Origin of the sequence: Azospirillum brasilense (genome assembly GCF_001315015.1) — a bacterium.
Classification (GTDB): domain Bacteria; phylum Pseudomonadota; class Alphaproteobacteria; order Azospirillales; family Azospirillaceae; genus Azospirillum; species Azospirillum brasilense.
The window spans coordinates 977,446-1,003,194 of the sequence record NZ_CP012915.1 but is presented as its reverse complement, the minus strand read 5'-3'; the positions used below and the strand labels follow the sequence as shown (position 1 = coordinate 1,003,194).

At 68.2% G+C, this 25,749-nt stretch carries 21 protein-coding genes; 12 read left to right on the top strand and 9 right to left on the bottom strand.

The window, feature by feature from the left end; genetic code table 11:
• Nucleotides 1-70: 70 nt before the first annotated feature.
• Nucleotides 71-496 carry a flagellar biosynthesis repressor FlbT gene (locus AMK58_RS18300; RefSeq protein WP_035678977.1) on the top strand — a complete coding sequence of 142 codons (426 nt, stop codon included), beginning with the start codon at nt 71-73 and terminating at the stop codon, nt 494-496.
• A complete protein-coding gene (locus tag AMK58_RS18295; RefSeq protein ID WP_236778229.1) occupies nt 493-6,477 on the top strand; it encodes a tetratricopeptide repeat protein in 5,985 nt (1,994 codons plus the stop codon). Before AMK58_RS18300 ends, AMK58_RS18295 begins: the two co-directional genes overlap by 4 nt.
• Nucleotides 6,478-6,541: 64 nt before the next feature.
• On the opposite strand, the gene AMK58_RS18290 is transcribed toward AMK58_RS18295, so the two are convergent.
• Together AMK58_RS18290 and AMK58_RS18285 are read right to left on the bottom strand one after the other, a co-directional pair.
• Nucleotides 6,542-6,724, bottom strand: coding sequence for a YdcH family protein (locus AMK58_RS18290; RefSeq protein WP_014198642.1), 183 nt, complete (start codon nt 6,722-6,724; stop codon nt 6,542-6,544).
• A 225-nt stretch (nt 6,725-6,949) separates the two neighbouring features.
• Nucleotides 6,950-10,555: a tetratricopeptide repeat protein gene (locus AMK58_RS18285; protein WP_035679105.1), complete on the bottom strand. Its 3,606-nt coding sequence runs from the start codon at nt 10,553-10,555 to the stop codon at nt 6,950-6,952.
• 138 nt (nt 10,556-10,693) lie between these two features.
• Between AMK58_RS18285 and AMK58_RS18280 the strand changes: the two genes are divergently transcribed.
• On the top strand, nt 10,694-11,983 hold the full coding sequence (locus tag AMK58_RS18280) for a tetratricopeptide repeat protein (protein WP_035679000.1): 1,290 nt from the start codon (nt 10,694-10,696) through the stop codon (nt 11,981-11,983).
• 19 nt (nt 11,984-12,002) lie between these two features.
• Here AMK58_RS18280 and AMK58_RS18275 read toward each other — a convergent pair whose 3' ends face one another.
• From AMK58_RS18275 to AMK58_RS18265, 3 genes are all read right to left on the bottom strand, one after another.
• Nucleotides 12,003-13,385 carry a hypothetical protein gene (locus AMK58_RS18275; RefSeq protein ID WP_035679003.1) on the bottom strand — a complete coding sequence of 461 codons (1,383 nt, stop codon included), beginning with the start codon at nt 13,383-13,385 and terminating at the stop codon, nt 12,003-12,005.
• A gap of 23 nt (nt 13,386-13,408) precedes the next feature.
• Nucleotides 13,409-13,993 carry a BON domain-containing protein gene (locus tag AMK58_RS18270; RefSeq protein WP_035679005.1) on the bottom strand — a complete coding sequence of 195 codons (585 nt, stop codon included), beginning with the start codon at nt 13,991-13,993 and terminating at the stop codon, nt 13,409-13,411.
• A gap of 165 nt (nt 13,994-14,158) precedes the next feature.
• Nucleotides 14,159-14,956, bottom strand: coding sequence for an N-acetylmuramoyl-L-alanine amidase family protein (locus AMK58_RS18265; RefSeq protein ID WP_035679007.1), 798 nt, complete (start codon nt 14,954-14,956; stop codon nt 14,159-14,161).
• Nucleotides 14,957-15,263: 307 nt separating this feature from the next.
• On the opposite strand from AMK58_RS18265, the gene AMK58_RS30935 reads away from it, so the two are divergent.
• The 4 genes from AMK58_RS30935 (at nt 15,264) to AMK58_RS18250 (ending at nt 17,704) form a co-directional block, all read left to right on the top strand.
• Nucleotides 15,264-15,416: a hypothetical protein gene (locus tag AMK58_RS30935; RefSeq protein ID WP_162473411.1), complete on the top strand. Its 153-nt coding sequence runs from the start codon at nt 15,264-15,266 to the stop codon at nt 15,414-15,416.
• Between the two features lie 428 nt (nt 15,417-15,844).
• A complete protein-coding gene (locus AMK58_RS30590; RefSeq protein ID WP_051140620.1) occupies nt 15,845-16,588 on the top strand; it encodes a MotA/TolQ/ExbB proton channel family protein in 744 nt (247 codons plus the stop codon).
• On the top strand, nt 16,575-17,186 hold the full coding sequence (locus AMK58_RS18255; RefSeq protein ID WP_035679009.1) for a hypothetical protein: 612 nt from the start codon (nt 16,575-16,577) through the stop codon (nt 17,184-17,186). The genes AMK58_RS30590 and AMK58_RS18255 overlap by 14 nt, the downstream gene beginning before the upstream one ends.
• Nucleotides 17,183-17,704 (top strand): hypothetical protein, encoded by a 522-nt coding sequence (locus AMK58_RS18250; RefSeq protein WP_035679012.1) that lies wholly within the window; start codon nt 17,183-17,185, stop codon nt 17,702-17,704. The genes AMK58_RS18255 and AMK58_RS18250 overlap by 4 nt, the downstream gene beginning before the upstream one ends.
• Before the next feature lie 42 nt (nt 17,705-17,746).
• Here AMK58_RS18250 and AMK58_RS18245 read toward each other — a convergent pair whose 3' ends face one another.
• Complete coding sequence (locus tag AMK58_RS18245; protein WP_079284975.1) at nt 17,747-18,133, bottom strand: hypothetical protein; 387 nt, start codon at nt 18,131-18,133, stop codon at nt 17,747-17,749.
• Nucleotides 18,134-18,302: 169 nt separating this feature from the next.
• Between AMK58_RS18245 and purU the strand changes: the two genes are divergently transcribed.
• The gene (gene purU / locus AMK58_RS18240; RefSeq protein ID WP_035679015.1) at nt 18,303-19,169 is read left to right on the top strand and encodes a formyltetrahydrofolate deformylase; all 867 of its coding nucleotides are present in this window, start codon (nt 18,303-18,305) and stop codon (nt 19,167-19,169) included.
• Between the two features lie 62 nt (nt 19,170-19,231).
• Here the strand turns inward: purU and AMK58_RS18235 are convergent, their stop codons facing one another.
• Nucleotides 19,232-20,026, bottom strand: coding sequence for a response regulator (locus AMK58_RS18235; protein ID WP_035679016.1), 795 nt, complete (start codon nt 20,024-20,026; stop codon nt 19,232-19,234).
• Nucleotides 20,027-20,605: 579 nt separating this feature from the next.
• Here AMK58_RS18235 and AMK58_RS18230 point away from each other — a divergent pair.
• The 4 genes from AMK58_RS18230 (at nt 20,606) to AMK58_RS18215 (ending at nt 23,937) form a co-directional block, all read left to right on the top strand.
• On the top strand, nt 20,606-21,169 hold the full coding sequence (locus AMK58_RS18230) for a hypothetical protein (protein ID WP_079284973.1): 564 nt from the start codon (nt 20,606-20,608) through the stop codon (nt 21,167-21,169).
• 175 nt (nt 21,170-21,344) lie between these two features.
• Complete coding sequence (locus tag AMK58_RS18225; protein ID WP_079284972.1) at nt 21,345-21,878, top strand: MarR family winged helix-turn-helix transcriptional regulator; 534 nt, start codon at nt 21,345-21,347, stop codon at nt 21,876-21,878.
• Nucleotides 21,875-23,512, top strand: a complete 1,638-nt coding sequence (locus AMK58_RS18220) for an AMP-binding protein (protein ID WP_035679017.1) — start codon at nt 21,875-21,877, stop codon at nt 23,510-23,512. Before AMK58_RS18225 ends, AMK58_RS18220 begins: the two co-directional genes overlap by 4 nt.
• Entirely contained in the window at nt 23,509-23,937 is a 429-nt protein-coding gene (locus AMK58_RS18215) for a GtrA family protein (protein ID WP_236778228.1), read from the top strand. Before AMK58_RS18220 ends, AMK58_RS18215 begins: the two co-directional genes overlap by 4 nt.
• Here the strand turns inward: AMK58_RS18215 and AMK58_RS18210 are convergent.
• Together AMK58_RS18210 and AMK58_RS18205 are read right to left on the bottom strand one after the other, a co-directional pair.
• Entirely contained in the window at nt 23,901-24,668 is a 768-nt protein-coding gene (locus AMK58_RS18210) for a class I SAM-dependent methyltransferase (protein ID WP_051140623.1), read from the bottom strand. The genes AMK58_RS18215 and AMK58_RS18210 overlap by 37 nt on opposite strands.
• Nucleotides 24,669-24,841: 173 nt before the next feature.
• Nucleotides 24,842-25,717 carry a ChbG/HpnK family deacetylase gene (locus tag AMK58_RS18205; protein ID WP_035679120.1) on the bottom strand — a complete coding sequence of 292 codons (876 nt, stop codon included), beginning with the start codon at nt 25,715-25,717 and terminating at the stop codon, nt 24,842-24,844.
• Nucleotides 25,718-25,749 lie beyond the last annotated feature (32 nt).

The following is a 25,749-nucleotide window of genomic DNA, read 5'->3' as shown; positions in this document are numbered from 1 at the left end:
TTGGTGCGGCGCCTTCCGGCAAGCGCTTCCCGCTTCCGCGCGCCGCCGAGACAAGGACCGGGTCCGTTTCATGCCTCTGAAGTTCGTTCTCCGCCCCAATGAAAAGGTCATCATCAACGGCGCGGTCATCGGGGCCGGTGATCGTCCCGGCTCGTTCTTTCTTTACAACACCGCCAACTTCCTTCGTGGGCGCGAGGTGTTGAAGGAAGAGCAGATCGATTGTATCGAGAAAAAACTCTACTTCGTCATCCAGCTCATCTACATCTTCCCGGAAGATGCGGTGCTCAACCTGCAGCGCTTCGCCGCCATATTGGCGGAGACGCGCGACGCCCGGCCGGATTGCAGCGAAGACCTGAATGAGATTGAACGGCTGGTCGAGGCGCGCAACCACTACCGCGCTCTGAAAATCTGCCGGAAAATGTTCAAAGGCGGGTCCGAGACCGCGCCCAGCGTCGAGGGCGCGTCGGAAAACCCAGGGGTCGATCCGGCGCCGTGACCGAAGCGGAGGTGCAGGACTGGGGCGGGCGGTCGGCCGACGAGCTTCTGACCGATGCCATCGCGCGGCATCGCGCAGGCAAATTGGGGGAGGCCTGGGCTCTCTACGGCCGCATCCTGTCCGCCGATCCATCCCACACGGACGCCCGCCACCTGTCCGGCATCGCCGCCTATCAAGCCGGTCACCCCGCGCAGGCGGCGGCCTGCTTCCACGCAACCCTGGCGACCGATCCGTCCTTCGCCCCCGCTTACAACAGCCTGGGCAATCTCCTGGCCGACCGGAGCCGTCCGGACGACGCGGCCCGCGCCTATCGTCGCGCGATCGCGCTTCAGGACGGCTACGCGGAGGCGCTCGTCAATCTCGGCCTTCTTCTGCAGACGCAGGAGCGGATCGACGATGCCATCGCGGCTTACGAGGAGGCGCTGCGCGCCGATCCCGGGCGCACCGCCACCCGCTTCGATCTCGCGGTCCTCCACCGGCGCCGTGGCCGTCTGGACGAGGCCGCCTTGGGCTTTTACCGGGTGGTTCAAACGCAGCCCGACCATGGCGAGGCGTGGCGCAGCCTGGCGCTCGTGCTGCGTGTCCTGGGCCATCCCGACGCGGAATTGTGCCTGCGCCGTGCCCTGTCCGATGATCCGACGGACCGGGAGGTGGCACGGGACCTGGGGACGCTTCTGAACGAGCGCGGCGATTTCGCCGAGGCGGCGGCGGTTCTGGCGCCGGCGGTGGATGCCGACGGCGGTCGGGACGCGCGGCTGCTTTTCCATCTGGGCAGTGCGCTTCAAGGGAACGGGCGGCTGGCGGATGGCATCGCCCGCTACCGGCAAGCGCTGTCCCAGGACCCGTTGCTGGCCGGGGCGTGGAACAATCTCGGCGTGGCGCTGCTCGACCTGGGCAATCACGCTGCCGCCGTGATGGCGTTGCGGGCGTGCCTCGCGTTGCGCCCCACCGATGCGGTGGCCTTCAACAACATGGGCACCGGCCTCGACGGCCTGGACCGGCCGGAGGAGGCCGCCGGCGTCTTCCGGCGGGCGCTGACCGTTCAGCCGGACTATGGCAAGGCTCTGAACAATCTCGGCAATTCCCAAAGGGCCGCACGCCGGGCGGAAGCTGCCGCGGCCCTGTACCGGCGGGCGCTGATCGTTCAGCCGGACTATCCCGACAGCTACACGAACCTCGGCAACGTCCTCAAGGATTGGGACGATTGGGACGGCGCGCTGCGCCTGCACCGGCGTGCGGTGCGTCTGGCGCCGCGGAGTGCCATCGCGCTGACCACCCTGGGTCTTGCCCTGAACGTGCTGGGAAGGAACCAGGAGGCGGAGGCCGCGCATCGGCGCGCGCTCTCCATCGACGCGGGGCATGCGGAGGCCTATGCCAACCTCGGCATGCTGCAATGGCAGGCGACGCGCGTGGCGGAGGCGGAGCGAACCCTGCGTCGTGCCCTGCGCATCGATCCGGCCTTGGCCGCAGCCCGGCTGAACTTTGCCCTGGTCAGCCTCGCGACGGGCAATCTGCAGGAGGGTTGGGACGCCTATCAGGATCGGTTCAAGGCCAAGGAACATCAGGAGCGCACCATCGCAGCGCCGCTCTGGAGGAATGACGGAGCGGCCGTCCGCCGGCTTCTGGTCTGGCGTGAGCAGGGGGTGGGGGATGAGCTGATGTTCGCCTCCTGCTATCCCGCCTTGGCGGATCGCGTGGCGGCGGGCCGGATCGCTCAGGTCATCCTGGAATGCGACCATCGGCTGGTCAGCCTGTTCAGCCGCTCCTTTCCCTGGGCCACGGTCCGGAAGGAGACCGCGGCTTCCGACGGAACGGAGACCCTGGTCCCTCCGGACTGTGACGCCCACATCGCCGCGGGTGCTCTCCCGCGTCTTCTGCGACCGGATCTGGCGAGCTTCCCGCCCCGTCCCTGGCTGGTGCCCGACCCGGAACGCCTCGCCGTCTGGCGGGAGCGGCTGGCCGCCCTGGGGACGGGGCTGAGGATCGGCATCGCTTGGCGCAGTCAATTGATGACGACCGAACGAAAGGCCGCCTACATCACTCTGGAAGCGTTCGCGCCGCTGTTCGCGATTCCCGGAGTGGTTCTCGTCAATCTTCAATACGGTGACTGCGAGGCGGAGATCGCGGCGGCGGAGGTGCGTTTCGGCGTGAGCATCCACCGCTGGGGTGATCTGAATCTCAAGGATGATTTCGAGGGCGCAGCGGCCCTGACCGCTTCGCTTGATCTGGTCATCGCGCCGGCCGTATCCACCGGCGAACTGGCGGGAGCCCTGGGCGTGCCGGCTTGGCGCATCGGCGCCCGCGACTGGACGCAGCTCGGCACCGGCGTCCGTCCCTGGTACGCGACGATGCGCCTGTTCCAGCCCCGCCCCGGCGAGACGTTGGCCGCCGTCATGGTGTGCATCGCCCAAACCCTGAGCAATCTGGCGCGGCCGGTCGAGGGCGTCACGAGCCGCCCACCCGCGGCACCCGTGGATGTCGCTCTAGTGATCGCCAAGGCCGTCACCCACTACCGCGCCGGGGCACTGAAGGAGGCGGAGGACCATTGCCGGACAGTGCTGGACGCCCTGCCGGATCATCCCGTGGCCCTTCATCTGTTGGGAATCCTGCGGCTTCGCCAAGGCGATGCCGACGACGCGGTGACGGTGCTGGCCCTCGCGGTTAAGGCCGATCCCGACAACGCCTCCGCCCATGCCGCGCTGGCCGATGCCTGCAAGGCGACCGGCCGGCACAACGCCGCTCTGGCGGCGCAGCGCAACGCCGTTCTGCTCCGTCCGGACGTGGCGGAGCATTGGCTCAACCGCACCGCCCTCCTGCGGGAGCGGGATGAGGGTGGCGAAGCGGAAGCCTGTGCGCGGCGGTCCCTGAGGATTCGCCCGTCGCTCGGTATGGCGCACACCCATCTGGGGCACCTGCTCGCCGAGCGCGAGGACCGGGCTGGGGGGGAGCGGAGCTACCGGCGGGCGCTTGCCCTGGCGCCATCGGAGGTGGATGTGCTGGTGAGTCTCGGCGCGCTCTGCCTGAGGGCCGACCGGCCCGCGGAGGCGGAGCGGCTGTTGCGTCGCGCCACCTTGACCGCACCCGGCGCCGCCGTCGCCTGGAGCCACCGGGGGAGCGCGCTCGACCGGCTGGGGCGCGTCGAGGAGGCGTTCGCCTGCCACAGCCGGGCGGTCGACCGTGCGCCGGAGATGGCGGAGGCCCAGGCGAATCTCGCCATGCATTGGGCGCGGCGGCAGCGACCGGCCGAGGCCATCGCCGCCTACCACCAAGCCATCCGGTTCAATCCGGCGCTGCCGACCGCTCATTACAACTTGTCGCTCCTGCTCCTGGAGCGGGGAGAGCTTCGCGCCGGATGGGCGGAGCATGACTGGCGGTTCGACACCCCCCAGTTCCGCGACCAGAAGCGCCGCTTCGCGGCAAGACCCTGGCGGGGCGAGAACATCTCTTCCGCTCGCCTGCTGGTCTGGCGTGAGCAGGGGGTGGGCGATGAAATCCTCTTTTCCTCCTGCTACCCCGATCTGCTGCGCCGTGCCGGGCATCTGGTGGTGGAGTGCGACCGCCGCTTGGCGTCTCTCTTCGCGCGCTCCCTTCCCGGCGCGACGGTCCGTCCATCGACCGTGGAGCCGCGCGACGTCGACGTGCAGATTGCCGCCGCGTCGCTGCCGCGGTTGCTGCGTTCCGATTGGAAGCGGTTCCCGGCCCAGCCCTGGCTGGTGCCTGAACCCGGACGCCTGGACCGCTGGCGGGACCGGCTGGCCGCTCTGGGGCCGGGATTGAAGGTCGGTATCGCGTGGCGCAGCCAAGTCATGGATGGGGAGCGCCGCGCCGCCTACGTCACGCTCGACGCCTTCGCGCCGCTGTTCGCCCTGCCGGGGGTGGTGTTCGTCAACCTGCAATACGGGGATTGCGCGGCGGAGATCGCGGCGGCGGAGGCGCGCTTCGGGGTGACCATCCACCGCTGGGACGATCTCGATCTGAAGGATGATTTCGAGGCCGCGGCGGCGCTGACCGCCAATCTGGATCTGGTTCTCACGCCCGCCGTCTCCTCCGGCGAACTGGCCGGCGCCCTGGGTGTGCCGGTGTGGCGGTTCGGGCACCGTGACTGGACACAACTCGGCACCGGTGCCCGTCCCTGGTTCGCGTCGATGCGCCTCTTCCAGCCGCGTCCTGGCGAAGGGTTGGAAGCCGTCATGGACCGGATGGCGGCCACGCTGCGCCAACTCATGCCCGCAGACGAAGAACCACCGTCCGGCGGCTTCCAGAAGGGTGCCCCGGACGATCCGGACGCCCTTCTGGAAGCTGCCGCCGCCCATCATCGGGACGGTCGGCTGGCCGAGGCGGCTCCCCTGTACGAGCGTGTGCTGAAGGTGCATGCGGACCATCCGGTTGCTCTCCACCTGTGGGGGTTGCTGGCACACCAGTCCGGGGATTCTGCTGCGGGGGCGGCGCGCATCACCCGTGCTCTGGACGTGCTGCCCGCTTACGGCGCCGCCCAATCGAGCCTGGGCACCGTCCTGCTTGCCCTTGGACGTGCGTCGGAGGCGGTGCAACGCTTTCGGCTGGTGCTTGCCTTGCAACCGGCCGCCGCGGCGGCTCTGACCAATCTCGGCAACGCGCTGGAGGCAGCGCATGACCTGACCGCCGCCGCCGACGCCCATCGGTGGGCAACGTTGGCCGATCCGGGGCTGGCGGAAGCGCACGACAATTGGGGTGCCGTGCTGACCCGGCTCGGCGCGTTGGGAGAGGCCGAGGGGCGACATCGCCAATCCCTGTGCCTGGCCCCGGACCGCGAGAATGGGTGGCTGAATCTGGGAGTGGTGCTCCGCCGGGCGGGACGGCTGGACGAGGCGCGGCGCGCCCTCGTCCGCGCGCTGGCCCTGGCGCCGGCGCAAGGGGATGGGCTGGCCAATCTGGGGCGCCTGCTGCGTGACGTGGGCGAGACCGCGGTGGCGGAGCGCTGGTGCCGCCGCGCCCTGGCGGCGGAGCCGGAGCATCCGGCGGCCTCCTTCAACCTTGGGCTGATGAATCTGGCCCGCGGCAGGCTGGAGACGGGGTGGGCCGGCTATGACGCCCGCTTCCGCGCCCGTGAGCTGTCCGGTGCCGCCCGGGTCGTCTCCGTCCCGGCCTGGGAGGGGGAGGACCCCTCCGGCCTGCGCCTGCTGGTCTGGGCGGAGCAGGGGATCGGTGACGAGATCATGTTCGCCTCCTGTCTGGACGAACTGATCGAGCGGGCGGCCGCTGTGGTGGTGGAGTGCGACCGGAGGCTGATGCCGCTGTTCGCACGGTCCTTTCCCCGTGCGGACTGGCGGCCCGCCCCGACGGACCCGGAAGCGCCCTGCGCCGGCATTGACCGTCACGTCGCCATGGGATCGTTGCCGCGCTGGCTGCGGCCCCGACTGGAGCGCTTTCCGTCGCGTCCTTCCTTTCTGACCGCCGCCCCGGAGCGGGCCGCCCATTGGCGGAAGCGGGTGGAGACGCTCGGCCCCGGCCTGAAGGTGGGAATCGCGTGGCGCAGCGGGCTGATGACCGCGGAACGCCGCGGAGCCTATGCGCCGCTCGACGCGTGGGGGGCGGTCTTCGCGCTGCCCGGCGTGGTCCTCGTTACTCTTCAGTACGGCGACTGCACCGCCGAGATCGCTGAAGCGGAGCGCCGGTTTGGGGTGACCATCCACCGTTGGGACGATCTGGATCTCAAGAACGATCTGGAGGGGGTGGCGGCCTTGATGACGACGCTCGACCTCGTCATCACGCCGGCGAGTTCGGTGGGGGAATTGGCGGGGGCACTGGGCGTACCGGTCTGGCGGTTCGGGCCACCGGGGGATTGGACGGCGCTCGGCGCCGGGGCGCGTCCCTGGTTTCCGACCATGGCACTGATCCCCGCGCCGCCGGGAGAGCCGGCGTCCGGTGCGTTGCCGACAATCGGGCGCCGTCTGGCCGGGCTTCGCCCCGAGGCTGTGCCGGTCGTCAGCACGAAACCATAAAGAAAGCCGGGAGCGAACCGTCCGCCGCCCCCGACTTTACGAATCGGATCGATCCGGAAGGGTGCTAATTCACCCTGTGACTGGTTCTTGCCAAGCGATCAATTTCTTCCTTGAGGTGCAGCTTCTCAAGCTTCATCCGCTTGATGGCACTTTCGTCAGGCCACGAACGCTTTTCCTCGTCGAGGATGGCGCGGTCGAGACGCAGGTGCTTTTCCTGCAAGGAAGATAGGCGAGCATCAGTGTGCATGGGCTGCTCTCCGTCAGATCGAACCGGCTCCTGCCAAGTCCGGCAGGCCGGAAACCATAGTGTTCACCCATCCGTGCTGCCAAACAACCCCAAACTTTTGTCCTAGTACTCCAAAGACGGGGGGTGACCGCCCCTTACGATGGGGGGTAGGACGATTCGCCGCATATGCCTACCTTTTGCCGTTCGTTGCGGGATTAGACCAAAAGGTGGGGCTTTCTTGCGTCTTCATACCTCGTCAGGGTTAGGGGGTGCCGCCATCCGGGTCAGTATCCGGGCGATTCGATGGACAACGTCGGCGGAGGTCTCGCCGGGGTGTGGGGCGATCAGCCTTTGGGTGGGGAACCAAGGCCGCACCCCGCTGCCCATCCAGGTCCAGTCCCGGCTGCCCAGCCGCCAGACCGGCACCCCCAGGGCACCCGCCAGTTCACCGGCGGCGGTGGCGGGCAGGATGACGAGGTCGAGCGCCGCCATCAGAGCCGCCACCCCCTCCAGATCGTTCTTGAGATCCAGATCGTCCCAACGGTGGACACGCTGAATGCCGTCCGGCTCGATGGAGGCCAGTTCGGCGGCGCAATCGCCGTATTGAAGGTTGACGACGCGAACGCCCGGCACCTCCAGCAAAGGCAACCAGTCCGTGATGCGGGTGTAGGCGCCTTCGCGGTGCGCCGTGACGATCTGGCTGCGCCAACTGATGCCCACCTTCAGGCCGGGTCCGAGCGCATCAACCCGCTCCCGCCAGAAGGCGGCCCGCTCCGGGGCGGGCGTCAGGAAGGACGTGCGGACCGGGAAGCGCTCCAGCCGGTCGCGCCACAGGGCGGGCAGTGAGCCGGCGGCGATCTGCAGGTCGCAGTCCGGCGGGTCGAAGCGTTCGCCTCCGTCGGCGGTGACGGACTCCGCCCGCACTGTCGCCCAGGGGAAGGCGCGGGCGTACAAGGACACCAGACGCGGATCGCATTCGAGAACCACGGTTCCACCGCGGCTTTTCAGGTCACCGAAGACGGAGGCGAAGAGGATCTCGTCGCCCAGCCCCTGTTCCGGCCAGACCAGCAAGCGGCGCCCGTGCAGAGGCTCCCCATTCCAGACGGGCAGCGCGATGCGGCGCGCCCGCTGAAGCTGGCGGGCGGAGAAACGCCGCCCGTAGCCGGCCCATCCGGTGACGAGATCGCCGTCCGCCAGCGCCATCAGCCCGACGTTCCAGGCGGCGAGCGCCAGCCCGGGGGCCACCCGCAGGGCGCGGTCGAGGAAATGCCGGCAGAGGGTCGGACGATCCGCCATCTTGGCGAGGGTGCCCAGGTTGTTCAGGGTGTCGGCGGAGTCCGGCCGCAGGGTCAGGGCGCGCCGGTAATGGGCCGCGGCGTCGTCGAAGCGTCCTTCCACTTCGCAGGCGTAGCCCAGGTTGGTGTGGGCCGCCGGGTTCGCCGGGGCGAGATGGATGGACCGGCGGTGCCAGCGCTTGGCCTCGGCCAGCCGGTCCGGCCCGTTCATGCTCAGCCCCATGTGGGTCATCGCCTCGGGGAAATCCGGGCGCAGCGCGATTGCCCGGCGGAAACAGGCGAGGGCTTGGTCCGGACGGTCCAGGGACTGCCGGACGAGGCCCAGATGGTTCCAGGCGGTGGGAAAATCCGGATCGGTCCGGAGCGCCGCTGCGATGTTGCGCTCCGCCTCCGCATGCTGGCCGGCTTGATGCTGGGTCAGGCCGAGAAGATGGAGGGCGTCGCCGTGCCGTGGCGCCAGATCGAGGACCGCGCGGTAGGCCGCCATGGCGTCGTCCAGCCGTCCCGCCCGGTGCAGGGCGATGGCGTGGTTCAGCAAGGCTTCCGGATCGGCGGTGGGCGACGACGGCGACGACGGCGATGGCGGGGCCGAAGGGAGAATGTCCACGCGGTCGGGAACAGGGGCCGGGGCGGGCCGCATCCCGGCAAGGACGCGCGCCATGCCCGCCAGCACCTCGTCGAAGGTTTCGCCCGGACGTGGCTGGAACAGGCGCATTGTCGGGAACCAGGGGCGGACCCCGGTGCCGAGCTGCGTCCAGTCGCGGTGTCCGAAGCGCCAGACCGGCACGCCGAGGGCGCCGGCCAGTTCGCCCGCCGCCATCGCCGGCGTGATGACGAGATCCAGATTGGCGGTCAGGGCCGCTGCGGCCTCGAAATCGTCCTTCAGGTCCAGATCGTCCCAACGGTGAATGGTCACGCCGAACCGACGCTCCGCCGCCGCGATCTCCGCCGCGCAGTCGTCATACTGCAGATTGACGAACGCCATTCCCGGCAGAGCGAACAGCGGCGCCCACTGGTCCAACGTGGTGTAGGCGCCCTTGTGCTCGGGTGTCGTCAGCTGGCTGCGCCATCCGATTCCGATCTTCAGACCAGGCCCCAGGGCATCCAGCCGGTCCCGCCACAGGGCGGTGCGGGCCGGATCGGGCTTCAGCCAGGGCGTGAACTGGTCGAAGGACGCGATCGTTCCCCGCAACAGTCCGGGCAGGCTGGCCGCCGGAATCTGAAGGTCGACATCGGGGGGGACCATGGTTTCCCGGCCTTCGGCGTCCAGCGTCTCCGCCCGCACCGTCGCGCGCGGGAAGGACCGGGCGAACAGGCCGACCAGCCGCGGGTCGGTTTCTATGGTCACCGGCCCGCCGCCCCAGGCGATAACATCGCCATAGCAGGAGGCGAACAGGATCTCGTCCCCGATCCCCTGTTCCCGCCAGATCAGCAGTCGGCGCCGGCGCAGCCCCTCGCCCCGCCACCGCGGCGCGTCGATCCGCCGGTCGGGCAGAACCCGGCCGGCGGCAAAGCGCCGTTCGTAGCCCTCCCAGCCGCGCTCTAGCCGTCCGTGCAGAAGGGCGATGACGGCGAGGTTGTCGCTGGCGCTGGCGAGGTTCGGGTCGTGGGCCAGGGCCTCCTCGTAACAGGCTTCCGCCTTCGTGAACTGCCCCTGCGCCCGAAGCGCGTTGCCGAGGTTGTGGATGGCCTCGACGGCGTGGGGGTTCCGGCTGAGCACCTTGCGGAAGCACCGCTCGGCCTGGGCGGGGCGTCCCAGCTTCAGAAGAACGCTGCCCAGATCGTTCAGCGTCACCGGGTTGTCGGGTGCGCGCTTCAGCGCCTCGCGGTAGGCGATCTCCGCACCCTCATAAGCGCCCTTGCGTTGCAGGGCGGTGCCGAGATTGTGGTGGGCCTTCGGGTCGTCGGGCCGCAGCCGCAGCGCGGCGCGGGCCTGGGCCAGCGCCTCGTCCAGCCGCCCGGCGGCGCTCAAGGCGTCGCTGAGGTTGGTGTGGGCCTCGACCATCGCGGGCGTGAGCGTCGCGGCGCGGGCGAAGGCCCGCAAGGCGCCGGCAAGACGGTTCTGGGCGCGCAGCGCGTTGCCGAGATTGTACCAAGCCTTGGCGTAGCCGGGCTCAAGCTCCACCGCCGCGGTGAAGGCCAGCGCCGCCAATCCCGGCAGCGCCTGCGCCTGGAAGGCGTTGCCCAGATTGTGGCGCGGCTGGGCCGACAGGGGAGTCAGCGCGACGGCCATGCGGTGCGCGTCCGCCGCCTCGGCGTGGCGGTCCAGCGCGGCGAGCGCGCTTCCCAGATTGTCGTGGTAGTCGGCGACGCCGCCGGCCTGCCGGATGGCCTCTTCGATCAGCTCGACGGCGGGGCCGGGATGCCCGGCCTGGAGCGCCAGAACGCCCAGCAGATGCAGCGCGTCGGGGTGGCGCGGGTCGGCCGCCAGGACGGCGCGGTAATCGCGTTCCGCATCGGCCAGCCGGCCCGCCCGATGATGGGCGACGGCGCGGCCGAGCCGGGCGGCGACCTCATCGGGAGTCGTTGGCGACGCCTGGTCGGGGGGCTGGTTCATGGGGGGCGCCTTTTCCATCTGCCCGATCCGGACCCGTGTCTCAGGGCCTTCCACCGGTCTGTTGCCGGAAGGGAGTGCCATGTTCACCGGTTCCCGGTAAAGATGCTGTTAGCCCATGCCCCATTCAGGAGCCGTTCCGTGTCCGAACCGAGCGATCCGCCCCGTTCCCCGTCGCCGCGTCCGGGCCTGCTCGCCCGTGGCGTGGGGAGGCTCGGCGGGTTGGCCGCTCAGGCGATGCGTCTCTATGCGGAGGCAAACGCCTTGGCCTCGGACGGGCTGGCCGCGGAGGCGGAGGCCGCCTACCGCCGCACGCTGGGGCTGAATCCGCGCTTCGCGGAGGCGCACAACAACCTCGGCAACGTGCTGCGCGCCCTGGGCCGTGCCGAGGAGGCGGTGGCGGCCTACCGCGAGGCGCTGGCCTGCGGCCTCGACCACCCGCTGGTCCATTACAATCTGGCTTCGGCTCTGAAGGCGGCGGGTGATACAGCGCCCGCGGAGCGGCATTTCCGCCGCGCGTTGGTCGAGGAACCGGCCTATGCGGAAGCCTTCAACAACCTCGCCAACCTGCTGCGCGACGGCGACCGGCTGACCAAGTCAGCCACCGCCTACCGCCGGGCGCTGGCTCTGCGGCCCGACTGGGACGAGGCGCACGACAACCTGTCCGGCGCCCTTTACCTGCTTCACGAGGAGGGGCGGCACGAGGAGGCGGCGCGGTTTGCCCGGCTGTGGTTGCGCGACCATCCCGACCATCCGGTGGCCCGCCACATCGGCGCCGCCATCGCCGGGCTGGACGCCGGGGACCGGGCGTCCGACGCCTATGTCCGGCAGGTGTTTGACCTGTTCGCCGGGGAGTTCGACGACAAGCTGCTGGGCGAGTTGGGCTACCGCGCGCCGACGCTGCTCGCGGAGGCGTTGAGCGAAGTGGGAATCGTGCAGGACTCGAGCCTGGACGTGCTGGACGCAGGCTGCGGCACCGGCCTGTGCGCGCCCTTCCTGCGCAGCCCGGCGCGGCGGCTGGTCGGAGTGGACCTGTCGCCGGGCATGTTGGAGCGCGCCGCCACCCGTGGCCTGTACGACGCACTGGAGGAGGCGGAACTCGGTGCCTTCCTGGAGGAACGTCCGGCAGCTTTCGACCTGATCGTGGCGGCCGACGTGCTGTGCTACTTCGGCGCGCTGGACGGGGTGCTGGCGCAGGCTGCCGCGGCGTTGCGTCCCGGCGGCCGGCTGGCCTTCACGGTGGAGCGGCTGGAGGAGGGCGGTGCGCCCTGGCGGGTCAATCCGCATGGCCGCTACGCCCACACCGAGGGCCATGTGCGGAACGGTCTGAGCGCCGCGGGGATGACCGTCCTGCGCCTCGCTCCGGACACCCTGCGCCATGAGAGCGGTGCGCCGGTGGCCGGGCTGGTGGTGCTGGCCGCGCGGCCCTGACGGGGGCCGCCAGCCGGCCTCAGTCGAGCATCGGCAGGCCGGTCTCGATCCGCACCAGGGCGGCGAGCAGCGGGGCGCCGATGTCGCGGCGGACGAAGTTGCTCGCCCGGTCCGCGGCGTTGAGCGAGCCCTGGAAGCTCTTGCGCCAGCGGTCGTCGCCGTACATCACCTTCTCCGCCTTGGCCTTCTGGGCGAGCAGGCCGGGGCGGCGTCCGGCGGAGTCGTCCACCAAGCGGGTCAACCGCTTCATCAGCTCGTTGGCGCTGGTCGGGTCGCCGCGCTTCAGCGCCGCCTCGATCAGCTCGGCCAGGGCCTCGCCGCGGATGTCGAGGTCCTGCACCTGCTCGGCGTAGGACAGCGCGACCGAGGCGTCGGAGCGGCGGGCGATGCGGCCCAGCACCGCCGGGATCGTCCAGGGATTCTCGTCCTGCACGGTGCGCAGCAGGCCCAGCGCCAGATTGGTATCGCCCAGTTCCGCCGCGGCGACGGCCAACTCCGGCGGGCAGCAATCGGTCTTGGTCTCGCGGAACTTGGAGAACTGCGTTTCTACCGTGTTCAGGAACAGGGTGCGGGCCGCCCCCTCCTTGCCGGCGCGCAGCAGAGTCTGGGCAACCAGACCCAGTTCCCAGCTGCAGTTGCGGGCGGTGGCGTAGGCCTTGGCCTCCTCGGCGAGCTGGCCGGCCAGCGCCATGTCGCCGCGCCACGCCGCCGCCTTGGCGATGTCGGCGAGGTTGTAGATGCGGGTCGAGCATTCCGGGATCTGCCGGGTGATGTCGAGCGCCAACTGGCTCTGCCCCATCAGGGCGAGCGCGCGGGCGACGAACAGATCCTGTCCGGCCCCGTCGGACGCCGCGCCACGCCGCACCGCGCTGACGAAGGGCGCGATGATCTCCTTCGACCGCGCGGTGTCGCCGATTGTGTTGTAGGCGACGGCCAGCGATAGCCAGTCCCAGCGGGCGGCGGTGATCGGCGTCTCCACCGGAGGCAGCATCTCCGCCACCCGGTGCAGGAAGCACAGCGAGGTCATCGGCTCGTTGCAGACCAGCGAGCGGATGCGCGAGCGGAACTCAAAGAAGTCGAAGTCGCCGACGAACTGGTTGGTGACGAGCTGGACGGCCAGGGCACTGTCCGGATACTTGACGACGATCTCGTTCAGCAGCCGATCCGCCTCCTTCAGGAAGCGGCTTTCCTCGGCGATGTCGTAAGTGTTGTCCGCCTGCCGGATCATCTGCATCGCTTGCACGAAGAGCCGGTTGGCCGGCGCCTGGTCGGGCAGCGGCTGCTGCGCCATTGCCGGAGTGCCGGCCCCTCCCACCGCCACGGTGAACGTCCCCAGCGCCAGGAACAGGCTCATGGCGGCGGAGGCGGCAAGACGGCGGGCGAGGGCGGGCAGGATGGCCATGGCGGTGCGGAAACCCTGGTGCGCTAGAGGACGCGGGCGTAATTGACGACACGCTGGACGTTCGGCAGCGTGCGGGCGTGCTCGATCACGCGGTCGAGCTCGCCCTGGTGGGTGGCCAGACCCATGAGATAGACGACGCCGTTGACGGTATCGATGCTGAAATTCTGGCTATGAATCTGCGAATCGAAGGTGAGTTTCGTGCGCAGCTGCGTGGTGATCCAGGTGTCGCGGGCGCTGTCCATGATGCCCGAGTCCGTGTCCACCTGGATCTCGTTGATGACTTCCTTGACGCCCTCCACCTGCCAGCACAGGCGGACGGCGTCGAGGCGCATCTGGGCGTCGGTGGCGCGACCCGTCAGCAGCACGCGGCCCTGATCGACCGTCAGGCCGATGCGGCTGTGCATCTCCAGCGAGTGCTGGAACCACAGGTGGTTGATGCGGGCCTTGATCTCGGTGTCCGAGGCGAAGCCGGACAGGCCCCGGTGCTCGCTGGCCGCGACGACGGCGGTGCCCCCGGCGGCGCCCAGCACGACGGGCGCGCAGCCAGACGCAAGACCCGCGACAGCGGCCATCCCGACCAGCGCCCAAAGGCGGCCAAACCCCGACACGCTCTGCCTCCGATCCCCGGCCCGCCGAAAGAACGGGCGGGCGGAAAAAGTCATGCCGCAGGTGCGTTGGCAATGGGGAATCTTGGGAGTGTCAGGCTTCATCGTGGTTTTGTCCCAGGGTGATGCACGAATGTTTCACTCGCTGCGAGCGCGAAGGAATCCGGGCTAGGCAAAGGGCGCGCGCGTCACCAGCCCGGCGATTTCGCGCGCGAGAACGCGGGCGATCTTCTGCCGCGCCTTGGGGTCGCGCAGGATCGCCTCGTCCTTCGGATTCGACAGGAAGCCGGTCTCCAGCAGAACGGACGGAACGTCCGGCGCCTTGAGCACCGCGAAGTTGGCCGAGCGCATCGGGTTGTCCAGCAACGGCATGTCCTTCCCCGCTCCCTTCACGATCGCGTGCCGGGCCACCAGCGCCGCGTGCTTGGTGTGGCGTGCCGTAAGGTCGAGCAGGATCTCCTTCACGGCCTTTTTGGCGTCCTTCACGTCGACGCCGCCCAGCCGGTCCACGGCGTTCTCCTTGTGCGCCAGTGCTGCGGCGAAGGAGTCGGAGCTTTTTTCAGACAGGGTGTAGGCGGACAGACCGCGTGCCTCACGGTTGGGCGCGCTGTCGGCGTGGATGGACACGAACAGGTCGGCCCGCGCCGCGCGCGCGGCGTCCACCCGTTCGCCCAGCGCCAGGAAGCGGTCACCGTCGCGGGTCAATGTCACCCCCAGCCGGTGCTGCCGGGACAACAGGCGTCCCACCTCCTGCGCGATGTGCAGGGTGATCTCTTTTTCCAGCGTGCCGCGCGCCCCGATGGCCCCCGGATCAATGCCGCCATGGCCGGGATCGAGCACCACCATGCGCGGACGCGAAGCCGGGCGGGGCTTGGTCTGGGCATCCGCGGTGCGCGGGAACAGCAAGGCGCCCGCCCCGGCGAGGGGGACGGTCAGCGCCAGCTGGAGAAGACGTCTGCGTTCCATTCGCCCCTGATTCCGCAAGGAGTTGGGGCCGCCGAAACCAAAAGTCCTGAGCGCGATCGGAAAGGCGGCGTCCGGCCCGAACAGGCCTGAGGTTGAGCCCAAGGTGTGAGCGTTAACCAATGGGGACGCGCAAAAGGGTTGTCAAGGCCGGCCGGGTTAGCTCCGCCAATTGTCGCGGCCAAGCCGTCATGGAGGGAGGCGCCACCCTATGAAGATTCGACTCTTTCCAAGAATTCCTTGATGATGATGGCCGAAAGCGCTAAAATTTTAGAAATAAGCTCGGGAGGTGGCGATGTTGAGGAAAGCCTTGTTCAACATCATCCGGCAGGAGCAGCGCGAGGTCGAAGACGAACTCGAAAAGGAAGAGCGCCGCACGGCTCCCGACGTCGGCCGGGTGGTTGCGCTGCAGCGCGAGGTCACCGATTTGCGACGCGAACTGGAACACTACCGCGACGCCTGATCACACGAATACGAACAATTCTGTCCGCAAACCCCTTCCCTGCAGTGGCAGGAAAGGGGTTTTTTGTATTCGCACGTGTTTCCCTGGGCTTATGGCGGCGTAACATTTCAATGCTGCATCGCAGCATAGTTTTGCTTATTCCATGAGCAGTGCAAAGAGTGATTTTCAGGTTCTGAACAGAATTTAATCACGCCGCCGCCGAAATCGTGAGATCCGTTGATCCAAAGCAATGGACGCTGTGGGAACAGTGGGCAGACTTTCGAGGTAGCCTGTTTGTCACAGGGGCGATTTATCCCATCCGGCCAAGCACATGAACGGACCGGGGCGGCGGGCTGCGGGATTGGGTGGGACCGCCGACGAACCGCTGGCACGCCGGTTGCGGAGTGCCAGTCCGAACGCTCCCTGCTCCCTGTAAGGAGGGCTGCCCGATGTCGGACGCTGTTTCGGACGCCATGGCCGAAGACGCCCAGAACGTCCCCGTTCATTCCCTCGTGCCCACCGTGCGCCGCCGCCGTGGCGGCCAACTGACCGCCGGCCTGTCGCTGGTGTCACAACGTTACCTGCTGCTCCTGCGCTTCGCGGTGGTCAATGCCGCGGGCTTTGCCCTTCTCGCCGCCGCCTGGGCGGAGGGGCTGATCGACCCCATCGTCGCCACCGACAGCACGCATCTGTGCCTGCTGATCTTCCTGGTCTTCCTGACCGGGCTGGGGCTGTCGGCGCAGCGCATCCTGCGCACCAGCCGCGAACTGAACCGCGCCAAGGAATTCGACCCGTCCGTCCCGTCGCGGGCCGCGCGCTATCTGGCGGAGGTTCGCGGGCGGGATTCCGGGGCGCGGTCGATCGCCGCGTCGTGCCTGAAATTCAAGATGTCGGCGCGCATCGGCACGGTGCGGCAGATCTCCTCGACCCTGGTGATCCTCGGCCTGATCGGAACGGTCATCGGCTTCATCATGGCCCTGTCGGGGGTGGACCCCCAGAAGGCCGGCGACGTCGCCGCCATCGGCCCGATGGTGTCGAAGCTGATCGAGGGCATGGCCGTCGCGCTCTACACCACGCTGGTCGGCGGCGTCCTGAACATCTGGCTGAACATCAACATCGGCCTGCTGTCCGGCGCCACGGTGAACCTGATCACAGAGATCGTCGCCGTGGGGGAACGCCATGCAGGCCCTTGACCAGTTCGAGGAGGACGACGCCGGCACCGTCTTCCGCGACGTCATCACGCTGGCGCTCTGCGGCTTCGTGGCGGTGGTCATCCTGCTGCTTCCCCACATCCGGCCGGAGGCCAAGCAGGCCGACACGGCGGGCGTCGCAGCACCGGGCAACGTCATGGTCGAGGCCCGCTGGCCCGACGAGTTGGACGCCGACGTCGATCTGTGGGTGGAGGCTCCGGGCGACGTACCGGTCGGCTATTCCAACAAGTCCGGCGTGATCTTCAACCTGCTGCGCGACGATCTCGGCCGCAACGCCGACCCGACGAAGCTGAACTATGAGGCCAGCTACAGCCGCGGCATCCCGCCCGGCGAGTACGCGGTGAACCTGCATCTCTACCGCAACAAGGCGGCGGTCTTCCCGGTGCCGGTCACCGTGGTGGTCAGCGCCAAGCGGCCGGACGGCGACAACGCCCGCCAGCTCCTTGCCACCACCGTCCAGCTGGACCGGGAGGGGCAGGAGCTGACCGTTTTCCGTTTCAAGCTGACGGAGGCCGGAGAACTGGTCGGCGACAGCGTGCACAGCCTTTACAAGCCCCTGCGCAGCGGGAGGAAATCATGACCCAACTGCTCGACTTCCAGGTCGCCGCGGTCGCCCTGGCCGCCACGCTCGCCACCATCGCCATCTGGGCGCCGCGCCGGCTGTGGGTGAAGGTGTCGGCGGTCGCCGTCTCAATCGGCTTCATGCCCGTCGCCTACGCCGGAATGGCCGACTTGCTGAGCAAGCCGAAGCCGGTTCGCATGGAATGGGCGCAGAGCGCCACCGCCCAGGCCACCATTCTGGGCGCCCAGATCAAGGAGGGGCAGGGGATCTACCTGTGGCTCCAGCTGGAGGGCGGGGTAGAGCCGCGCTATTACAAGCTGGCCTGGGACCAGAAGCTCGCCGAACAGCTCCAGCAGGCGATGCGCGAGGCAGAGAAGAACCGGTCCGGCATGGCGATGACATTGCCCTTCGAGAAGACGCTGGACCCCGACAAGCCGAAATTCTACGCCCTGCCGCAGCCGCAGCTTCCAGAGAAGAACGGCGAAGAGGGCGGGCCGGGGCCGATGGTGTACCGTCACCCCGGCATGGACGCCTGACGCCGCCGATTCGACCAGACCGTGACGCTGGGTGAGGCGCGCTTACCCCAGCTTCACGTACCCCCGCTCGATCACCCGTTCCGCCGCCTCGAAGACCGCCTGCATTTCCTCGTAGGCGCGGCGGACGCGGGCCAGCTCCTCAATGGCGGCGGCATTGGGGTGCCGGTGATCCGCCACCTTCAGCCCGGCGCGCAAATAGTCGGCCCGCAACTCCGCCACCCGGACCGCCATGCGCAGGAATGAGGTCTGATTGAGGTTGGGAAGCTCGCGCCCCATCACCTCGCAATTCGCTTCCAGCACCGCCGCTTCCATGTTTTCCAGGAAGTGCATGATCCGATGCCGCGACGTATTTTCCGCCGCTTCCGGTGTCAGCAGTTTGTCAACCTTGCCCTTGGCGTACTCGCCGATGATCTTCCCGCCCATGCCCATGGCTCGCCTCCGCGGTCGGCCCGATGCCGAAACGGTGCATCATCGCATGGGAATCCTTACCAAATGCTGCCGGAAGGGCGTTCCGGTATTCCCACATTGCACGATGCATCCCGCCGACGATCGTGCTAGGGAATCCGCCCTCGATTCCAGGTCGCAATGGTAGGCGCGCATGTCCGGCACCGGTTCCGAATACATCCTCACCGTCTCGTGCCCCGATGCCGTGGGCATCGTCTACGCCGTGTCGGGCTTCCTGGCCGAGCGGTCGTGCAACATCATCGACAGCGCGCAGTTCGGCGACCGCGGGACCAATCTGTTCTTCCTGCGCATCCATTTCTCTGCCGCCGCTGCAGGGCCGTCGCAGGCGGAGCTTCAGGCGGCCTTCGCCGAGCAGGTGGCCGAGCGCTTCGGCATGACCTGGAAGCTGCACGACGCCGGGCGGCGTCAGCGGGTGCTGATCATGGTCTCGAAGTTCGGGCATTGCCTGAACGACCTGCTCTACCGCTACCGCACCGGTTATCTGCCGATCGAGATCCCGGCCATCGTGTCCAACCACCGCGACTTCTACCAACTTGCGGCGTGGCACAACATTCCCTTCCATTACCTGCCGCTGACCAGCGACACCAAGGCCCAGCAGGAGGCCCGTCTGCTTGAGATCGCGGAGCAGGAAAAAATCGATCTGGTTGTGCTTGCCCGCTACATGCAGGTGCTGTCCCCGGCCCTGTGCGAGCGGATGGCCGGGCGAGTCATCAACATCCACCATTCCTTCCTGCCCAGCTTCAAGGGCGCCAAGCCGTACCATCAGGCGCACGCCCGCGGCGTGAAGCTGATCGGCGCCACGGCCCATTACGTTACCTCGAATCTGGACGAGGGGCCGATCATCGAACAGGAGGCGGAGCGCGTCGACCACACGATGACGCCCGACGACCTCGTGGCCATCGGGCGTGATATCGAGAACATCGTGCTGGCTCGGGCGGTCCGCTATCACGTCGAACACCGCGTCCTGTTGAATGGTGGACGCACCGTGGTCTTCAAGTAGGGCGGTCTTCAAGTAGGGCGGTCTTCAAGTAGCGCCGGCTGGCTTCTTCCGCTCCGGGAACCTCAGTGCTTCATGGCGAGCGAGGCTTCCTCGGGGTGGGGGGTGAAAACGGCGCGGGTGATCGCCTGCTCGATCTGCTCGCGGGTGAAGGGTTTGGGGATCACCGGGCCCAGATGCTCCAACCCCTGCTTGGCCAGCTCGTTGGGGAAGGCGGTGACGAAGATCACCGGCAGGAAGCGCTGGCGGCGAAGCTCCCGCGCCACCTCGATCCCGTTGTCGCCCTCGGCCAGGCGGATGTCCATCAGCGCCAGCGTCGGCGCATGGCGGGAGGCCAGGGTCAGCGCCTCGTCCATGGTGGCAGCGTTGCCGCAGACGGTATGACCCATGCCGCGCACCGTCTCCGCCAGATCGAAGGCGATGATGGCGTCGTCCTCGACGATCAAAATCGTTGCCGTCAGCTTTGACCGTACCCGCTCTCGGGCGAAGTTCAGCCGTTCCACCGCATCTTCCGGAGCAATCCCCAGCACCGTCGCCGCATCGGCGACCGGCAAGTCCTCCAGATTGACCAGCAGGTAGAGCCGGCGGTCCATCTCGTCCAGGCTGTGCAGGGCCGCCTCGACCGGATGCACGCCGGGCGCGCCGACCCGGGCACCGGAACTGTCCTGCAATTGGTTCAGGTGGCGGTAAAGCGAGCCGCGCGACAGGTCCACCGCCGCCGACCCGCTCGGCCCGTCGAGGTACCATTCAAGCGTGCGCGTCACCAGAGCATCCCCCTGCGTCGATGTGCCGGTCAAGGCCCGCGCATAGCGTCGCAGATAAGGCAGATGTTCCATCAGGTGGCGGGTGTTTTGATCCATGATTTTTCCCCGTACCTCCAGCCAGTGCGGACCGCCGAAGGGCGCTGGCTTGCCTGCCGCGTTTCCCGGACTTTGCCGAATGTTCCCGTCCGATCGCTTACAAAGTTAATTTCATATGGCGCAGTTCGCGCCGTATCGGGAGTGACGACGAAAGGGTTATTCGGGATAGCTTGATCGGATTAAGTCCCTTAACCGATCGGGTGATTTCATACTTCGTTCGCTTGGGCGCGGCCTCTCTTTGGTCGTTGCGCCACTGTTCGGTTCGCTGCATGTGCGAGGGGAGTGGAACAACTGGCAAGGGATGGTTGTTGGGACTGCCAATGGTGTGATTCCTCCCTGAACCGCCAGTCACTGCCGCCGCAGCGCCTGTCCCAACGGGGACGCGCCGGCGGCGTTTTTTTGCGCGCCATCGAAAAAAAAGCGCGCTGGTGGGCTTGCGCCGGGATGAGTGCGATATTACTGACTGTCCCCGGCGTCGTGCACCGGTGGCGGAACGGCCTGGAAGCCGCCCGGCGCCGCCTCGCCAGACCCGTGCCTGTCGAACCGCGTATGCCAGGGCCGCGAATGCCAGAGTCGCGTATGACCGAACCAGATTTCGACCCGGCAGACTCTGATCCGCCCGATTCCGATCCGTCGGTGACCGATGGCATGCCACCGGGCGACTTGGCGGATTTTCATGCCTGGCGGCAGCGTGTGATCGGCACCAACATTTCCGACAAGACCCTGTTGGCGACCGATTATCTCAATCACTTCAACGAGATCGTGATGCTGATCGAGATGATTCCGGATATGCCGGACATGCTGGAGGAATGCCTGATCTGGCAGCCCAAGAGCTACCAGGAGCATTTCCGCGACAGCGGTTTTTCGGACAAGGATCTGGCCATCGAAGCTTACGGCCACGTCCCCGCCAAGTTCAAACGACCGTTCGAGGACACCATCGCCCAGGCGCATCAGGTGGTCCGCCACACGCTGGAGCGTGTGTCCATCGACCTACAGGACGGGGCGAGCGACAAGCTGCGGATGGACTGCCAGACCTCCGTCGCGATGATCCACCGAATCATCCAGGTCGCCAACGGCATCATCCACGGCACCGCCCACGTCATGGAGCAGGCCGAGATCGACCTGTATCTGAGTGCGGAGTAGGCCGCGTCGCGCTCGGGATGAAAGCGCCTGATCCCTGCGCAGATGATTATTGCTTGTGCACCAAGCATTCCTTCCTTGCATGGCTCAAAGGCCGAGCGTCCAACTACAGTAAGCCTTCGAACGAAGAAGAGGCGGCGCTGCGGCGGATGCCTCCCACCGGGAGTGGAGACAGACCGTGAAGGGACCCGCCACCGCAGCGGCCGAGGCATCGGCTGGGGCGCAGGGGGACGTGTCGGTCGATGTGGAGGCTGCGGCTGACCTTGCCGCCTCCCCGGAGATGCGCCTCTGGTTGCGTCTTTCGGCGTGCGCCGTTCTGATCGGCGCCCGGTTGCGCAGCCGTCTGCGCGATGAATTCAGCACCACACAGCCGCGTTTCGACCTGCTGTGCCTGCTCGACCGCCAGCCGGAAGGGCTGACCATGGGCGAGCTGTCGAAGCGCATGATGGTCACCAACGGCAACGTCACCGGCATTGTAGAACGGCTGTGCGCCGACGGGCTGGTCACGCGCGCCGCGGCGTCGAACGACCGGCGCATGCAGTTCGTCCGGATCACTCCCGAAGGCAGCGCCCTGGCGCAGGCCATCGCGGCGGCGCAACGCCGCTGGCTGGCCGAGCTGACGGCGGGAATGCCCCACGGCGACGTGGTCCAGTTGATGGGGCTGTTGGGAAAGCTCAAGAACACGGTGCGTGGCGGAGGCGTGAGGGGATGATCCGGTCCGGTCATATCGACAGTTTCACCCGCGACCGGCTGCCGCGGCCGGAGCAGTTGCCCGATTTTTCCTATGACCGGCCCGAACTCACCTATCCCGAGCGTCTGAACGCCGCCGCGGCCCTGCTGGATGTCTGGCGGGAGCGCGGCTGGGACGACCGCCCCTGCGTCATCGGAAACGGCGACGTCTGGAGCTATGGCCGCTTCCGCGATACTGTGGATCGCATCGCGCGCCTCCTGACCGAGCGGTTCGGCATCGTTCCGGGCAACCGGGTGCTGGTGCGTGGGACCAACACGCCGATGCTTGCTGCCTGCTGGCTGGCGGTGCTGAAGGCCGGGGCGGTGGTGGTGCCGACCATGCCGCTGCTGCGCGCGACGGAGCTGGAAAGCATCATCGAGCGTGCCGCCGTCTCGCTGGCGCTGTGCGACGCGCGTTTCGCCAAGGATCTCAACGCGGCGGCGGAGTCGATGGGCGAGGGGATGCCCGTCGTGACCTTCAACGGCGGCGATCTGGAAGGGCGGCTGGAGGAGACCGAAACCGGCTTCGCCGCGGTGGACACCGCTGCCGACGACGTGGCGCTGATCGCCTTCACCTCCGGCACCACGGGCAAGCCCAAGGCGACCGCGCATTTCCACCGCGATCTTCTGGCGGTGGCCGACCTGTCGCCGCAATCGCTGCTGAAGACCGGCGGCGACGACGTGTTCTGCGGCACGCCGTCGCTCGCCTTCGCCTACGGCCAGGGCGGGATGCTGCTGTTCCCGCTGCGGGTGGGGGCGTCGGTCGTGCTGCTGGACCGGGCCACGCCGGAACGGCTGCTGGAAGTGACCGCGAAGCACAAGGCGACGGTGATGTTCACCGTGCCGACCGTCTACCGTGCCATGACCGCGCGGATCGAGGAGGACCCGGCCCTGGCCGAGGGGCTGCGCACGCTGCGCGCCTGCGTCTCGGCGGGGGAACCGCTGCCCGCGACCACGCTGGAGGGTTGGCAAGCGGTGACGGGGATGGAGATCCTCGACAGCTTCGGCACCACCGAGATGCTGAACGCCGTCCTGCATTCACCACCCGGCGCCGTCCGGCCCGGCGCCACCGGGACGGTGGTTCCGGGATACGAGGCCCGCGTGGTCGACGACAGCCTGACCCCGCTGCCCCCCGGCCAGATCGGGCGGCTGGCCGTGCGCGGCCCGACCGGCTGCATCTATCTGGACGATCCGCGCCAGGAAAATTACGTGCAGGGCGGCTGGAACCTGACCGGCGACGCCTTCCGCATGGATGAGGACGGCTATTTCTGGTATCACGCGCGGACCGACGACCTGATTGTCTCCGCCGGCTACAAGATTTCCGGCCTGGAGGTGGAGGACGTCCTGCTTGGCCACGAGGCGGTGGAGGAATGCGCGGTGATCGCCGCACCCGATCCGCTGCGCGGCTCCATCCCCAAGGCCTTCATCGTCACCCGCGACGGTGTGCGGCCCAGCGACGATCTGGCGGAACGGCTGCAATGCTACGTCAAGGACCGGATCGCCCCATACAAATACCCTCGCGCGGTGGAGTTCCTGGAGCAGCTGCCGCGGACGGAAACGGGCAAGATCCAGCGCTACAAGCTGCGACAGAAGGAATGGGTCGAGAACGAGGATTGACCAAGGGAAGAGTCACTGGGGACCGGGCGGCGCACGCACCGCTGGTGCAGTTCCTGCTCTTCGCGGTGGTCGGCTGCGCCGCGGCGGTCGGCCATTACGGCGTGCTGATCGTCCTGTCGGAGCTGGCGGCGGCCCCGCCGGTCCTGGCCTCGGCGGCGGGCTTCCTCGTCGGCGGCGTCATCAGCTACCTGCTGAACTACGGCCATGTCTTCCGCAGCGAGCAGGAGCATCTGCCCACCGCCACGAAGTTTGTGGCCGTCGCGGCGGTGGGGCTGTGCCTGAACAGCGCCATCATGTGGGCCCTGGCGCAGCGGCTGGGCCTGCATTACCTGCTGGCCCAGCTCACCGCCACGGCGCTGGTGATGCTGTGGAGCTTCGGCGCGAACCGCTATTGGACCTTCAAGGCTGGATCGCCCGCCGCCTGAAGGGGATGGGCGACGAAGGAATGGCGGTGCGGCGTCGGGCCGATGTTCTTCGCCAGACGGTCGCCCCGCAACCCGGCGGCGGACAGCCGGGTCTGCAACTCCGCAGGCGTGTAGGTGGAAAAGCCGGCCTCGCGCCGGATGCGGCGGTAGTCGGACAGGGCCATGCGCCCCAGCCCCATCAGCGCCGCCATCAGGAAGCCGTGCCGGCGCGCCATGCTGAGCTGGCTGGCGATGTCGCGCAGCATCGGCGTGTCGGGCTCCACCACGTCGGCGATCAGGATGCGCCCCCGCGCGCCGATCAGGTGGCGCCAGCGGTGAAGGACCCCTTCCAGCTCCTCGCGCGGGATGTATTGCAGCACGGAGACGGCCAGCACCAGATCGACGCTTCCCACTGGCAGGGCCGCGAGGTCGTCGTCGTCGAGAATCCGGATTCCCGGATGGCCGGACAGCCGCTCGCGCAGGCGTTGCCGCACCGCGGGGGCGGCGTCGTAGAGCCAGACGTTTCGGCAGCGCTTGGCCATCGCTTCCGCCGCCAGCGCGTCGCCGCAGCCGAAGTCCAGTACGGTTCCTCCTTCCGGAAGATGGGCGTCGAGGTCGTTCTGCAGGCAGGCGAAATGCGCCTCCAGATTGCGCTGGTTCGCGTAGATGGCGTTGGGCCGGTTCCAGAAATCGACCCAGCCGCTCGAAGTCCGGCCGCCCGGTGGCCCGGACGACGTTCCGTTGTCGTGCATGTCCCGCATCCCCTTTGGTGGGCCGTTTCTTGCCGAGGGGAGTGTGTTGTTCGTCTCTTCGACCGGAAGAGCCCCCTCGATCCGACCGTGTCGTAATGATGGTAGGTGCGAACAATCGCAGCGGTCAAGAATGACCGGCGGGGACTATGCCGCCAGGGGAGGACGGGGCGGGATCAGGGCGCCGGGAACTCGGCGAAGCGGACGAGCCGGATGTTTCGCTCGCCAAGCAAGGTGGCGAAGGCTGGGCTTCTCAGATAGTCGTGCTCCACCTTGCGCTGTTCCACCAGCGGGTCGGCGCGGCGCAGGGCTTCGTCCGGGATGCCGGGATGGACCATCACCAGCAGGCGCCCGGCGGGACGGTCGAGAAAGCGTGCCATCAGCTCCGGGAAGGGCTGCCGTCCGGAGAAGTCGTAGACCCCGGCGAAGCGGTCGTTGGCGGGAATGCTGCGCGCCCGCGCCAGCCGCGACAGCCCGCCGCCAAGTCCGCCGATCAGCAGCGTCTTCGGAACGGCCACGCCGCGGCGCAGAATCGCGGTCACCGGCTCCCCACACAGGCGGACGTAGGCGCCGGGCAGGGCGGTCAGAGCGTCGGCGACCGCGTCGCGCACGGTGGGAAGCTGGTGCACGTGCTGGTGGCCGTCGATGTAGGCCGGCGGCCCGCCCCAGGCCGCGGCGAAGGCATCGAGCTGGCGGGCCAGCTCCGCCCGGATCTCCTGGGGGTCGAGGCCGCCGCTGTAGGCCAGTGTCATCAGCCGCCCCAGCGGCGGCAGCTTGCCGTCCGGCGCCAGTTTGGGCAGGGACCCCAGCGGCGGCTGGTCGGTCAGGGTGAAATGCAGCCCGACGTCGGCCTTGTCGGCCAGTTCCTTCAACGGCGCAGCGCCCTCCGCCCAATAGGGGCAGAGCGTCATGGCGGAGGTGGCGGTCAGGCGCCCGGCGGCGATGAGGTCGCGGATGGCCTCGTTGACGCCGGGCGCAAGGCCGTAGTCATCGGCGCAGAGCAGGACCGGATGCGCGGAACGCGGGGCTGGGGTGGTGTCGGTGTCGGGCATGGCGATGTAAGGTGGGACGGAAAGCGGCGCGA

Bases quoted from the DNA above. Each gene is read 5' to 3' on its own strand.
- AMK58_RS18300 (WP_035678977.1), top strand. From the start codon at position 71: ATGCCTCTGAAGTTCGTTCTCCGCCCCAATGAAAAGGTCATCATCAAC.
- AMK58_RS18290 (WP_014198642.1), bottom strand. From the start codon at position 6,724: ATGCACACTGATGCTCGCCTATCTTCCTTGCAGGAAAAGCACCTGCGT.
- AMK58_RS18285 (WP_035679105.1), bottom strand. From the start codon at position 10,555: ATGAACCAGCCCCCCGACCAGGCGTCGCCAACGACTCCCGATGAGGTC.
- AMK58_RS18275 (WP_035679003.1), bottom strand. From the start codon at position 13,385: ATGGCCATCCTGCCCGCCCTCGCCCGCCGTCTTGCCGCCTCCGCCGCC.
- AMK58_RS18265 (WP_035679007.1), bottom strand. From the start codon at position 14,956: ATGGAACGCAGACGTCTTCTCCAGCTGGCGCTGACCGTCCCCCTCGCC.
- AMK58_RS30590 (WP_051140620.1), top strand. From the start codon at position 15,845: ATGTCGGACGCTGTTTCGGACGCCATGGCCGAAGACGCCCAGAACGTC.
- AMK58_RS18255 (WP_035679009.1), top strand. From the start codon at position 16,575: ATGCAGGCCCTTGACCAGTTCGAGGAGGACGACGCCGGCACCGTCTTC.
- AMK58_RS18250 (WP_035679012.1), top strand. From the start codon at position 17,183: ATGACCCAACTGCTCGACTTCCAGGTCGCCGCGGTCGCCCTGGCCGCC.
- AMK58_RS18245 (WP_079284975.1), bottom strand. From the start codon at position 18,133: ATGGGCATGGGCGGGAAGATCATCGGCGAGTACGCCAAGGGCAAGGTT.
- purU (WP_035679015.1), top strand. From the start codon at position 18,303: ATGTCCGGCACCGGTTCCGAATACATCCTCACCGTCTCGTGCCCCGAT.
- AMK58_RS18235 (WP_035679016.1), bottom strand. From the start codon at position 20,026: ATGGATCAAAACACCCGCCACCTGATGGAACATCTGCCTTATCTGCGA.
- AMK58_RS18230 (WP_079284973.1), top strand. From the start codon at position 20,606: ATGACCGAACCAGATTTCGACCCGGCAGACTCTGATCCGCCCGATTCC.
- AMK58_RS18220 (WP_035679017.1), top strand. From the start codon at position 21,875: ATGATCCGGTCCGGTCATATCGACAGTTTCACCCGCGACCGGCTGCCG.
- AMK58_RS18210 (WP_051140623.1), bottom strand. From the start codon at position 24,668: ATGCACGACAACGGAACGTCGTCCGGGCCACCGGGCGGCCGGACTTCG.
- AMK58_RS18205 (WP_035679120.1), bottom strand. From the start codon at position 25,717: ATGCCCGACACCGACACCACCCCAGCCCCGCGTTCCGCGCATCCGGTC.